The sequence below is a fragment of the Bradyrhizobium sp. P5_C11_2 genome (assembly GCF_054049755.1).
Map to the genome: position 1 here is coordinate 1 of NZ_JBFULT010000188.1, position 12,530 is coordinate 12,530.

At 65.4% G+C, this 12,530-nt stretch carries 12 protein-coding genes; 6 read left to right on the forward strand and 6 right to left on the reverse strand.

The features are described 5' to 3' along the window. Nucleotides 1–832 (forward strand): AAA family ATPase (locus ACXJL8_RS18860; protein ID WP_456685393.1); only part of this gene is annotated, 832 nt, incomplete at its 5' end. Between the two features lie 89 nt (nt 833–921). Here the strand turns inward: ACXJL8_RS18860 and ACXJL8_RS18865 are convergent. From ACXJL8_RS18865 to ACXJL8_RS18885, 5 genes are all read right to left on the reverse strand, one after another. Continuing rightward, nucleotides 922–1,377 (reverse strand): translation initiation factor 2, encoded by a 456-nt coding sequence (locus ACXJL8_RS18865; protein ID WP_456623678.1) that lies wholly within the window; start codon nt 1,375–1,377, stop codon nt 922–924. Between the two features lie 128 nt (nt 1,378–1,505). Next, the gene (locus tag ACXJL8_RS18870) at nt 1,506–2,927 is read right to left on the reverse strand and encodes an MFS transporter (protein ID WP_456623677.1); all 1,422 of its coding nucleotides are present in this window, start codon (nt 2,925–2,927) and stop codon (nt 1,506–1,508) included. A gap of 147 nt (nt 2,928–3,074) precedes the next feature. Further along, entirely contained in the window at nt 3,075–3,236 is a 162-nt protein-coding gene (locus tag ACXJL8_RS18875; RefSeq protein WP_456623676.1) for a hypothetical protein, read from the reverse strand. An 86-nt stretch (nt 3,237–3,322) separates the two neighbouring features. Then, entirely contained in the window at nt 3,323–4,348 is a 1,026-nt protein-coding gene (locus ACXJL8_RS18880) for an aldo/keto reductase (protein ID WP_456685394.1), read from the reverse strand. A gap of 454 nt (nt 4,349–4,802) precedes the next feature. Further along, nucleotides 4,803–5,759 (reverse strand): AraC-like ligand-binding domain-containing protein, encoded by a 957-nt coding sequence (locus tag ACXJL8_RS18885; protein WP_456685395.1) that lies wholly within the window; start codon nt 5,757–5,759, stop codon nt 4,803–4,805. A gap of 212 nt (nt 5,760–5,971) precedes the next feature. Here ACXJL8_RS18885 and ACXJL8_RS18890 point away from each other — a divergent pair, with 212 nt between their 5' ends. Continuing rightward, nucleotides 5,972–6,988: a carbon-nitrogen hydrolase family protein gene (locus ACXJL8_RS18890; protein WP_456623673.1), complete on the forward strand. Its 1,017-nt coding sequence runs from the start codon at nt 5,972–5,974 to the stop codon at nt 6,986–6,988. Between the two features lie 28 nt (nt 6,989–7,016). Beyond that, nucleotides 7,017–8,057 (forward strand): phenylacetaldoxime dehydratase family protein, encoded by a 1,041-nt coding sequence (locus tag ACXJL8_RS18895; protein ID WP_456623672.1) that lies wholly within the window; start codon nt 7,017–7,019, stop codon nt 8,055–8,057. A 3-nt stretch (nt 8,058–8,060) separates the two neighbouring features. Here the strand turns inward: ACXJL8_RS18895 and ACXJL8_RS18900 are convergent, their stop codons facing one another. Next, nucleotides 8,061–8,699 (reverse strand): HAD family hydrolase, encoded by a 639-nt coding sequence (locus ACXJL8_RS18900; RefSeq protein ID WP_456623671.1) that lies wholly within the window; start codon nt 8,697–8,699, stop codon nt 8,061–8,063. A gap of 999 nt (nt 8,700–9,698) precedes the next feature. Here ACXJL8_RS18900 and ACXJL8_RS18905 point away from each other — a divergent pair. The 3 genes from ACXJL8_RS18905 to ACXJL8_RS18915 form a co-directional block, all read left to right on the forward strand. Next, a complete protein-coding gene (locus ACXJL8_RS18905) occupies nt 9,699–10,070 on the forward strand; it encodes a signal transduction histidine kinase (protein ID WP_456623669.1) in 372 nt (123 codons plus the stop codon). Between the two features lie 12 nt (nt 10,071–10,082). Further along, a complete protein-coding gene (locus ACXJL8_RS18910) occupies nt 10,083–11,021 on the forward strand; it encodes a class I mannose-6-phosphate isomerase (protein ID WP_456623668.1) in 939 nt (312 codons plus the stop codon). Beyond that, nucleotides 11,018–12,530: glycosyltransferase family 4 protein (locus ACXJL8_RS18915; protein ID WP_456685396.1), on the forward strand; the 1,513-nt coding region annotated here is incomplete at its 3' end. The genes ACXJL8_RS18910 and ACXJL8_RS18915, both read left to right, overlap by 4 nt.

The following is a 12,530-nucleotide window of genomic DNA, read 5'->3' on the forward strand; positions in this document are numbered from 1 at the left end:
CTTCGACATGTCCGAATACATGGAGCGGCACACGGTGTCGCGCCTGATCGGCGCGCCTCCCGGCTATGTCGGCTTCGACCAGGGCGGCCTGCTCACCGACGGCGTCGATCAGCATCCGCATTGCGTGGTTCTGCTCGACGAGATCGAGAAGGCGCATCCCGATCTCTACAACGTGCTGCTCCAGATCATGGATCACGGCCGGCTCACCGACCATAACGRCAAGCAGGTCAACTTCCGCAACGTGATCCTGATCATGACGACGAATGCGGGCGCGGCGGATCTCGCCAAGCAGGCGTTCGGCTTCACCCGCTCGAAGCGGGAAGGCGACGACCACGAGGCGATCAACCGGCAGTTCGCGCCGGAATTCCGCAACCGCCTCGACGCCATCGTTTCGTTCGGCCATCTCAGCGTCGAGGTGATCGGCACGGTGGTGGAGAAGTTCGTGCTCCAGCTCGAGGCTCAGCTTGGCGACCGCGACGTCACCATCGAGCTGTCCGAGCCCGCCAAGGCCTGGCTGGTCCAGCACGGCTATGACGAGCAGATGGGCGCGCGGCCGATGGCCCGCGTGATCCAGGAGCACATCAAGAAGCCGCTGGCCGACGAGGTGCTGTTCGGCAAGCTCAAGAGTGGTGGCCATGTCCGCGTCGTCCTGGTCAAGGACGAAGCCGACGAGACCAAGGACAAGATCGGCTTCGAATTCGTCGAGGGGCCGGTCACGCCGAAGCAGGAAAAGCTGCCCGGCACCCGCAAGCGCCCGCCGGGCAAGCCCAAGCCGGGCGGCCCCGGCGGCTCGAAGGGGCCGACCTCCAAGGGCCCGCTGGTCAAGGCTTGATCGCGAGCGTCACAAATCGAAAAGGCCGGCTGAAAAGCCGGCCTTTTTGTTTGTCTGGCCGCCGCCGCATATCGGGATGCAGTGGATGTCTACGTGCCGGCCTCAGGCGGAGCCGGTGTCCGCGGTTTCTTCGGAGCGGCGGGAGCAGCGGGCCGCGCGCGGATCGAGGGCTGCATCGTCACGATGACCGGGTTCGGTTTGTGATCGGTCGCAGCACCCGTCACAGCGTCCACGCCCATGCCGACCACGCCACCGGCGAGGAGATTGCCGGCGAAACCGGCAGCGCCGGTGCCCGATACCTCCTTGGTCAGCTGCACCGTCTGCGACTCATAGCCTTCCTTCTGGAAGGTGACCGTGATGTCGGCACTGCGCTTGGCGACGATGGCGCATGGCGTGGTGCAGGTGGTGGGCACTTCGAGCCCAGTGACCACGGCTTCAACGCCTGAAGGTGTCGATGAGATGCTGATATTCTCGGTCGTGCCGCGCGTGACGGACGCGCAGCCGCCCAGCATGACGCTGAGCGCCACAATTCCAAATGATCGCATGAAATGCCCCTTGTCCCGGTTGCAGTGAAGCGCAACCAGAGCGGGAGGGCAATACGTCATTGGTCCAGATAGTTAAGCCACGCACCGGTTGTGTGGAGGAGGGGCGCGAACCTGCGCGTGGGCCGGTCCTATTCGCCGCGCAGACGCTGGTCGTCCTGGACGCGGACGTGCTCGGCGCCGCGCGCGCCCGCTGGCGACAGCCGCAGCATGCTCAGCGCCGCGCCACAGAGCGCGAAACCGACGCCGGCGAGCAGCGCGATCCGGGTTCCGTCGGCTGGATAGAGGCCGAGGAACAGCGCCACCAGCGCCGCGCCCGTGGTCTGGCCGAGCAGCCGCGCCGTGCCCAGCATGCCGCTGGCGCCGCCGGCGCGCTCGCGCGGGGCGGCCGCGATCATGGTGCGGTTGTTGGGCGTCTGGAACAGGCCGAAGCCGGCGCCGGCCAGCGCCATCCGCCACACCACGTCGAGCGGCGTGGGGGCCGCGGGCAGGAAGGCGAGCGCGCCGAGGCCACAGGCAAACAGCGTGAGGCCGATGCCGCCGAGCAGGCCGGCCGGATAGTGCTCGACCAGCCGGCCGGCGAGGGGCGCTGCGAAGGCCACTGCGATCGGCCATGGCGTGATCAGCAGGCCCATATGCACGGCCGAATAGCCGAAGCGGCTCTGGAGGTAGAAGGGGATCGCGACGAAGGCCAGCATCTGCCCGCAGAACGAGGCGATCGAGGTCGCAATCGACAGCGCGAAGACGGGGATGCGCAGGAGGTCGATCGGCAGCAGCGGCGATGTCATGTGGGTCTCGCGATAGACCAGCAGCACGCCCGCGACGATGGCGATGCCGAACTGGACGAGGCAGGTCACGAGCGCCTCGCCATGGCCGACGCTGTCGATCGCGGCGATGCCGACGCCGAACGTGATCGCGGAGAGCCCCGCGCTTTGCCAGTCGAAAGAACGGCTCGCGGGCGTGGTGTGCGGCAGGCTGCGCAGGCCCATCACCAGCGTCACCGCGCCGAGCGGCACGTTGATGGCGAACAGCCAGGGCCAGCTTCCGACCGCGAGGATGCCGGCTGCGAGCGTCGGCCCCACCGCGGCCGAGAAGGCCACGACGAGCGCGTTGATCCCGATGCCGCGGCCGAGCTGGCTGCGCGGATAGGTGAAGCGCACCAGCGCTGCGTTGACGCTCATGATGCCGGCTGCGCCGAACCCTTGCATGATGCGCGCGATCGTCAGCAGCGGCAGCGTATGCGCCAGCGCGCAGAATGCGGACGCCAGCGTGAACAGCACGAGCCCGACCAGATAGACGCGGCGATAGCCGACGATCTCGCCGAGCGAAGCCAGCGGCAGCAGCGAGATCGTGATCGCGAGCTGATAGCCGTTGACGATCCAGATCGAGAAGGCTGGGCTCGCATCGAGGTCGGCCGCGATCGTCGGCAGCGCCACGTTGGCGATGGCGCTGTCGACCACGGCCATGATGATGCCGAGCGCAATGGTCAGGATCGCCTGGTTGCGCTGGGGCTGTGGCAGGCCGTCGGCATGCTCGATGGGGACAGGCGACATGGTGGATGCGCGCTTGATTCGAGCCGTGGTTCATCTCCGGATTAGGAAATTGCAGGATTGACCGCAACCCGGCAGGACACGGACGGTTCCTCCCGGAAGCCGGCCGACCGGCGCCGCAGGCCCTGGGCGGGGCCGTTTCCGCAACGCTCACCAGCGCGCTGTCGATTTTCCGAAGACATAGAGTGCGGCGAGCCCGAGCGTCACCGCCGTCGAAAAGATCAGGACGGCGCGATCCCGATCGACCCGCGTCCGCCTGGCGCGGTTGAGACTGAGGACCGTGAACAGGGCCTTCATGGCAAATCGGCGCATCGGAGCCTCGCGAAGCCGACACGATGCCACGGCGGACGCCGGCCGGCTTGATGCAGCTCAAGGCCGAACGTTCGAGACGAGCTGCCCTACACCGGTGGCGGATTGCGGTCGGTGAAGGTCGTGCGCTGATGCCAATAGGGATAGGGCAGCGTCACCTTGCTTGCCGCATCGAGCTTGGCGATCTGGTCCTTGGTCAGCGACCAGCCGACCGCACCGAGATTTTCGCGCAACTGCGTCTCGTTGCGCGCGCCGATGATCAGCGTCGAGACGGTCGGACGCTGCAGCAACCAGTTCAGCGCAATCTGCGACACGCTCTTGCCTGTCTCCTTTGCGACCTCGTCTATCGCGTCCACGACGCGATAGACGTGCTCGTCCGGCACCGGCGGCCCGAAATCGGCGGTCTTCGGCAGGCGGCTCACTTCGGGCTTCGGTTGACCGCGGCGGATTTTTCCGGTGAGACGTCCCCATCCGAGCGGCGACCAGACCACCGCGCCGAGCCCCTGGTCGAGACCGAGCGGCATCAGCTCCCATTCGTAGTCGCGCCCGATCAACGAATAATAGGTCTGATTGGCCACGTAGCGCGGGAAGCCGTGCTTGTCGGCCGTTGCGAGCGACTTCATCAGGTGCCAGCCCGAAAAGTTCGAAACGCCGACATAGCGGATCTTGCCGGCGCGCACGAGCACATCGAGGGTGCTGAGCACTTCCTCAGGAGGAGTGAAGGCGTCGAAGCCGTGAAGCTGGAACAGGTCGATGTAATCGGTGCCGAGCCGGCTCAGCGAGGCATCGATCGCCGTGAGCAGATGCTGCCGTGACGAGCCGATGTCGTTGGGGCCATCGCCGAAGCGGAACGTTGCCTTGGTCGAGACCAGGACCTTGTCACGGCGGCCCTTGATGGCCTCGCCGAGAACGCGCTCGGACTCACCGAGCGAATAGACGTCCGCGGTGTCGAACATCGACACGCCAGCCTCGAGGCAGATATCGAGAAGGCGGCGCGCTTCGGTCGCGTCCGTCGTGCCCCAGGCGGCGAGGCGGCCGACGCCGCCGAAGGTGCCGGTTCCAAGGCTCAAAGCGGGCACCATGAGGCCTGACCGGCCCAAGCGTCGGTATTCCATCGATATGCTCCTCGACTGGCCGCTGATTGATCCGTGCGGTCTTGGGAGCGATGGTAATGCAAGCCGGCGCTGCGTCCTACTCCGCGCTCACATACCGGCCTTGCTTGGGAACGGCCTAGTCGTGCAAGCGCATGTCATCGAATGCCGCATCGGCAACGCGCGGGCCGAGTGTCTTGGCTGGAGGCTGAGCATCGCCCCGTATGACAGGCGAGGGAAGGCAGACGGGTTGGTCATGCGGCTGTCGCGGCAGGAGCGTCAGGCCCCAGCCGACCAGGACCAACACCGCGAGCCGGAGAGTGATCACACTCAGCAACAGCTCCGATCCGCTTATCGTGGCGTGAGTCCTCATACGTGCCAGCCTGATGCAGGCCGCAGGGCCTGACAATCTGGAATTGGCGAGCATTGCCTTCGCTCAGGGCGAAGGCTCGAGGTGATGGCTAACTGGGAATGGGCCTCAATGCCGCAACTGGCTCTGCCGGAAGTCGCGCGGCGACATCCCGAAATGCTCACGGAAGACGCGGCCGAAATGCGAGAGGTCGTTGAAGCCCCAGGCGAAAGCGATCTCGCTGACATGGCGGTGGGCGAGCACGGGCGAGGCGAGGTCGCGCCTGCATTGGGCGAGGCRCTCGGCGAGGACATAACGCTGGAATGATGTGTCCTCGTCGGCGAGAAGATCATTGACGTAGCGCGGCGAGATGCCGAGCGCGGCGGCGGTCTCCGACAGAGAGAGCTCGGGGTCGGAGAGGCGCGCGCGGATATGCGCTTTCAGCCGGTACAGCAGGGCGGAGCGATGGGTCGAGGACGGCAGCGAGGTCTTGCCGAGCCGCTCGCTCAGCGCCATCGCCAGGAGATCGACGGCCTGTTCTGACAGTGCGGCGGCGTTGTCCGGGGCGAGTTGGTCCGCGCTCTGGCAGAGCTTGACGATGAAATCATAGGCGAGCCGTTCCAGCGGCACGCCGGCGCCGAATGACAACGCAGTGAGGGCTTCGGTGCGGCCGAGCCGCCGCTGCAGCATCTCGCGTGGCACCTTGAAGATGGTCTGCGTGAAAGCATCGTTGAACTTCAGTTCGTAGGGACGCGTGGTGTCGTAGAGCGCGAACTCGCCGGGATGGATCACGGTCTCGCGGCCGTCCTGCACGACACCGCCGTTGCCGCGATTGCCAAGCGCGACGAGCACGAAGTCCTGGTCCGAGCGCGCAATGCGCGAGGGCGTGCGGAAGACATGCTGGCGATCCGAGCAGACCTCGGAGCACACCGCTTTGCCAAGCGCGGCCTGGGTCACCGAGCCGCGAAAGGCGCTGCCGAGGTCCGATTTGCAGTCGAGCCCGACGAAGACGTCGCAGACGATGTCCTGCCACAGCGCGAGACGCCGGTGCCCGGGGCTGCCGTCCGTGGTGAACTGGATGGACATGAGCTGGCCTCCCTTTCACGTCCCGAAATTGCGCAGGCGATCACTGGCCCTGGCGGAGTTCGAGGCAAATTCCGTACCGCCGTTCCAGTCGAATTTTCGTGCCATGGCGGTCGAGCGGGCCTCGTCCGGCTCTGGCCCAATAGACTGCATCGGGGGCGGGCCGCGATCAACCGGAAAGCCACCCTGTCCCAGCGGAGCACGAGGAGGCGGCAATGGGCATCCAACATCCGAAATACAAGGTGGCGGTGGTGCAGGCGGCGCCCGCCTGGCTGGATCTCGACGCCTCGATCGACAAGTCGATCGGGCTGATCAGGGAGGCGGCGGAAAAGGGCGCCAGGCTCATCGCCTTTCCGGAGGCCTTCATCCCCGGCTATCCCTGGCACATCTGGCTGGACTCGCCGGCCTGGGCGATCGGCCGCGGCTTCGTCCAGCGCTATTTCGACAATTCGCTGTCCTATGACAGCCCGCAGGCCGAGAAGCTGCGCGACGCCGTGCGGAAGGCGAACCTCACCGCCGTGATCGGACTGTCCGAGCGCGACGGCGGCAGCCTCTATCTCGCGCAATGGCTGATCGGCCCCGATGGCGAGACCATCGCCAAGCGCCGCAAGCTGCGGCCGACCCATGCCGAGCGCACCGTCTATGGCGAGGGCGACGGCAGCGACCTCGCCGTCCACGCCAGGTCCGATATCGGGCGCCTGGGCGCGCTGTGCTGCTGGGAGCATCTCCAGCCGCTGTCGAAATACGCCATGTACGCCCAGAACGAGCAGGTCCATGTCGCGGCCTGGCCGAGCTTTTCGCTCTACGATCCCTTTGCGCCGGCGCTCGGCGCCGAGGTGAACAACGCCGCCTCGCGCGTCTACGCGGTGGAGGGCTCGTGCTTCGTGCTGGCGCCTTGCGCGACGGTGTCGCAGGCCATGATCGATGAACTGTGCGACCGGCCCGACAAGAACGCGCTGCTGCATGTCGGCGGYGGGTTCGCCGCAATCTACGGCCCAGACGGCAGCCAGATCGGCGACAAGCTGCCGCCTGATCAGGAAGGGCTGTTGATCGCCGAGATCGATCTCGGCGCCATCGGCGTCGCCAAGAACGCGGCCGATCCGGCCGGGCACTATTCGCGGCCCGACGTGACGCGGCTCCTGCTCAACAAGAAGCGGTACCAGCGCGTCGAGCAGTTCGCGCTGCCGGCCGACACCATCGAGCCCGCGGACATCGCTGCGGCGGCAAGCTGAGCACTGCAATCACGGGGAGGGTATCGCCATGGAATCCGCAATTCCTCCGCATCTCGAGACCGAGCGCTCGCGCCACAGGCGCGTGCCGGACGATTACCGGCCGCCATATCCGTCGTTCGTGGCGCGCTACAAGCCCGCCGTGAGCCGCGTCGTGATGGCCTATTTCGGTGTGCAGTATCGCGGCGCGGTGCCGGCGGCGGCGACGGAGGCGCTCGCCGAAATCGCCGGGCGCTTCCGGGCAGACAGGGGTCCCTCGCATTGGGACCGTGCGCAGTACGTCGACCAGGCCGGCTGTACGAATGTCGTCTCGGTCGCCTATTGGGACGACATCGCGCGTTTCGACGCCTGGTTTGCGTCGTCGCGTGAGGCGTGGACCGGGACGGCGCGCGAAGGCGTCGGCACCTTCATCGAGGTGCTGCGCCCCTCAGTCGCGCGCCACGAGACTCTGTTCTCCTCGCTCGGCCGGCCCGAGGGCGTCGCCGTCATTGCGGACGACATGAGCGGCGAGGTGCAGGAGCATGCCTATTGGGGCGGCATGCGCGACCGCATTCCGCTGTCCCAGACCGATGCGATGGCGCCCGGCGGGGCTCCCGAGCTGATCCGCGACGGTGCGCGACTGCGCGTTCAGGCGCATGACAACCTCTGCCTGATCCGCTCCGGGCAGGACTGGAGCGACACCGAGGCGTCGGAGCGAAAACTCTATCTCGACGATGTCGAACCGGTGTTGCGCGAAGGCATGGATTTTTTGCGCGACGACGGGCTTGGCATCGGCTGCTACGCCAATCGCTACATGAATGTGCTCGCCGCCGACGGCAGCGTGAGCGAAAAATCCTACGGCCAGAGCTGGTGGAAGAGCCTTGCTGCGCTCGAGCGCTGGGCGGAGTCGCATCCGACCCATGTCAGGATCTTCGGCGCCGCGATGAAGTATCTCTCGACGCTCGGGCCATCGGCAAAGCTGCGGCTCTATCACGAGGTTACGGTGGCGGCCGCCGACGAGCAGTTCTTCGAATATCTGAACTGCCACCCGAAGACCGGCATGCTGGCGGCGGTCGGGACCGACGGCGCTTGACGTTCATGCCACGCAATGGCCGAGCAGCTCGCGATGCGCGGCGCAGATGTGATGCGCGCCGGCATCCCTGAGCTCCGCCTCGCTGCCATAGCCATAGAGCACGCCGATCGCGGTCATGCCGTTGGTCCTGGCGCCGACCACGTCATGGCCGCGGTCGCCGATCATGATCGCGCTGGTGGGATCGACCTTGGCCTCGTCGAGCGCGTAGCGCAGCAGGTCGCGCTTGTCGACCCGCGTGCCGTCGAGCTCGGAGCCGAACACGCGCTCGAAATACGGTTTCAGGCCGAAATGATCGACGATGCGGGTGGCGTAGACCGCGGGTTTGCTGGTGGCGACGAACATGCGTGGCGTCGTCGCGGCAAGCGTCGTCAGCGTGTCCTTGATGCCGTCATAGGCCTCGTTCTCGAACAGGCCGATATCGCTGAACCGCTCGCGATAGAGCAGCAGCGCCCGGTCGGCGAGCTCGTCGGTTCCGGTGAGCTTCTTCAGGCTGGCATGCAATGGCGGGCCAATGCACCAGGTCAGCTCGTCCTCGCTCGGGACCGCGACGCCAAGCCGCTCGAGCGCGTACTGGATCGAGCGGGTGATCCCGGGCTTGGGGTCGGTGAGCGTGCCGTCGAGATCGAAATAGATGGTCACCATGCGAGCCGCGTCCACGTTGATAGCGCCCGTTGCTTGGGCGTAACCGCATAAATCCGGAGGGGTTGGCGGACTTCCGGTCCGAAGAGTGACAAATCCGGCTGTCCCAACCCGGTATGACGTAAGCGAGGCCACCAGCCAAGGCAACCAGCTGCGACGCAGCCAGCGATCCTGTCGCCGTGGCCTTCAGACAACTCGTCGTTACGCCGAAATCGGGCTCGCTGATGTCGTACAGCGTTTTAAAAGCTCGCTATTCGCAGGGCGTCAGCGTAGGGTTGCGCCATCACCGCCCTTCCAACGGCTTCCATCGGTGACTGAGGGTCACGAGCGCTCCCGCCGACTGAGGAGGAGCCTGCATGCCTCAATTTCGTCTGGCCGATTGGATCGTGCCGCCGGTGATCGTCCCGTTGTTTCTTCTGCTTCTGGTGGCCGCAGCGGCTTTCCTACATGGATAGGACGCCGCAACCGCAATACTTGGCCAATAGGAACGATCCACCCTGCCGCTAGGAACGATCCACCCTGCGGCGCGTAGGCCTTAGCCGTATCACGACTGTTACCGCTCCGCAGAAGGCTGTTGCGGGAAGACCGACTCGGCCGAAGGCGCGCCGGGCGGCAATCGGCAGGCAAAAAGGAGATCATAGGATGTTCGGCGTGAGTGCTGCCCGGAAAGGCGCCTGCATGACAACGCTTCTCGTCGCATTGATGCCCGGCACCTCGGCGCAAGGCGCTGCCGCCGGAGAACCGGACTGCCGCGCGATCGAAAGCACGAGCGGACGGCTCGCCTGTTACGACGCCGCGTTTCCGCCGAAGGCGAAGACGCCTGCCGCTGTCGAAAACGACGTCTCTCGGGCTCCATACAAAGATCCATTCGTTGCGGAAGAGGCCCGAACCGCGGCGAAGCTGAAGAATATCTGTCGCGGTTGTTGAGGCTTGTAACCAAGCAGCGCGGGCGTGGCAGAGGGCTGACGGCGCGAACAAGCGCCATTATCAGGAGGATCTGTCATGTTACTTACACAATTTAGCGTCGATGACGGGCCACATAGTATGGACGGGCTGCGACTGAGCGCCCGGGATGGCTCTGAACCGGTCGAGGCGTTCGTTGGCCGCAAGGTGATGGATATCTGGGTCGCCTCGGTCGAGCATCGCGTCAGCGAACAGAGCCTGTTCCGCGGTCAGTACAATGCGCTTGGCAAACTCAATCTTGCATCGATCGAGCGCATCGTCAGCGCAAAGTACCAGCGCGGTGCCGGGTTCAATCGCCAGCATCCCTTTGTCGAAGTTCTGGTCTCGGACATCGAGGACAGCGGCGAGACCCTGAACCTGAGCGAGCTCGTTCGGGAGCCTTTGCCGCCGGCATTCCATCGGCTGGCGTGAGCCGGACAAGGAATGACCTTCGAGCATGCCTCCATAGAGATCGCCCGCAAACCCTGGGGCCGCGTCGATCTGCGCCCCTGGAGCAGCATTGACGCTTCCGCTGACCCGGTCGGCGAGTTGTGGCTTGAACGCATCGACAAGCGTGCGCCGAGCCCGGCACTCCTGCTCAAGCTGCTGTTCACCAGCCAGCCCTTGTCGATCCAGGTTCACCCGACCGACGAATTCGCGCACGCCATCGGCCTGCCGAACGGAAAAACCGAGGCGTGGTACATCCTCTCGGCGCCGCCGGGCGCGCAGGTTGCGCTGGGATTGAAGCGGCATCTGACGCCACAGGCATTGCGCGCAGCGATCAGGGACGGCTCGATTGCTGGCCTTGTGCAATGGCGTCCTGTCGCGCAAGGCGACGTGATCTTCGTCCCCGCCGGCACGATCCACGCCATCGGCGCCGATATCGTGCTCGCCGAGATCCAGCAGCGCAGCGACACGACATTCCGCCTGTTCGATTTCGGCCGGCAGCGCGAGCTGCACGAGGACAGCGCGGTCGCCATTTCCGACGCCGGGCCGCCGCAACCGCAATCGCCTCCACGGCGCCTCGCCGATGCGCGCAGCGTTCTCGTCGCAAGTTCGCATTTCGTGCTCGAGCGGATCGATCTTCAGGCCCATTCGCATTGGAGGCTCGATACCGATCGGGAATCCTGGCTCCTCGTCGTCGACGGGAAGGGGCGCATCGGGCCGGCGAATGCCACCGTCGGGGAGGCGATCTTCATTGAGGCCGATCGCGCCGGCATCGACGTGGGCTCGAGCGGGATGAGCATCCTGATCGCCTATCCCGGGCCGGATCCAATTGCATCCCTGCTGCAGGATTGCACCGAACGGACGACGAGGCCTGCCGGTCCGCCCGCCGCCGTGCACACTCCGACATCAAGCGAAATCAACGAGGTGCCGACATGACGCCGCTCCGCCGTATCGCCGTCATCGGCAACTCGTTGCCCCGCCGGTGCGGAATCGCGACCTATACGACCGACCTGAAGAACGCGATATCGATTTCGCGCCCTGATCTCGAGACCTGCATCGTGGCGATGACCGATCGCGGTCAGGCCTATGATTATCCCCCGGCGGTCGCTTTCCAGATCAAGGACGGCAGTATCGAAGACTACATACGGGCCGCGGATTTCCTCAATGCCGGCCAGTTCGACACCGTGTGCCTGCAGCACGAGTTCGGGATTTTCGGTGGTGAAGCCGGTGCCCATATTCTCGTGCTGTTGTCTCGCCTTGCCATGCCGGTGGTGACGACGTTCCACACCGTGCTGGCCAATCCGACACCGGCGCAACGTACGGTCATGGAGCGCATCGTCGATGCGTCGTCGAAGGTCGTGGTGATGGCCCATAAAGGCCGCGAACTGCTGCGCGACGTCTATCTGGTGCCCGACGACAAGATCGAGGTCATTGCCCACGGTATTCCCGATGTCGCCTTCGTCGCGCCCGACGCGGCGAAAGCCAGGCTCGGATTTGAGCAAGATTCGGTCATTCTGACCTTCGGTCTGCTGTCCCCCAACAAGGGCATCGAGGTCATGATCGACGCCATGCCGCAGATTCTGAAGCGCTGCGCGGACGCGGTGTACGTCGTGCTCGGCGCAACGCACCCGAATTTGGTTCGAAACCAGGGCGAGGCCTATCGCGAAGGCCTGATGGCGCGGGTGCGCGAACTTGGAATCGACGACCACGTGGTGTTCCTCGACCGGTTCGTCGATCTGGCGACGTTGCTCGAATTCATCTCGATGTGCGACGTCTATGTCACGCCCTATCTCAACGAAGCCCAGATGACATCTGGAACGCTGGCCTACAGCTTCGGATTGGGGAAGCCGGTCGTTTCGACGCCTTACTGGCACGCACGCGAGCTGCTGACAGAGGGATGCGGAGTTCTGGTGCCGTTCGGCGATGCCGCCGCCATTGGCGACGAAATCGCAAAATTGCTCACCGACGACGTGCGACGGCAGGCGATGTCCCGGCGCGCCTATGCCGCGAGCCGGACGATGACGTGGGAATGCACGGCCGAGCGTTACATGTCCGTCTTCGAGACTGCACGGCAAGGTCACCGGCCCAAGGTCTTCGCGCGCTCCGACGTCGGCTCGCCGGGGCCGCGTGGCCCGGCGCCGCCGGATATGCAGATCGGCTACTTCCTGTCGATGTGCGACGATGTCGGCCTGTTCCAGCATGCGGTGCATTCGGTGCCCGATCGCGCGCACGGTTATTGCGTCGACGACAATGCGCGGGCGTTGCTGCTGGCCTGCGCCCTCAACAATCCGGGCGAACAGCCGCTATCGGAGGTCTTGACCTCCCGCTTTGCTGCCTTTGTGCAGCATGCCTGGAACCCTGATACCGGGCAATTTCGCAACTTCATGGGCTTCAATCGAACCTGGCTCGAAGACCGAGGCTCCGAAGACAGTCACGGGCGAACAC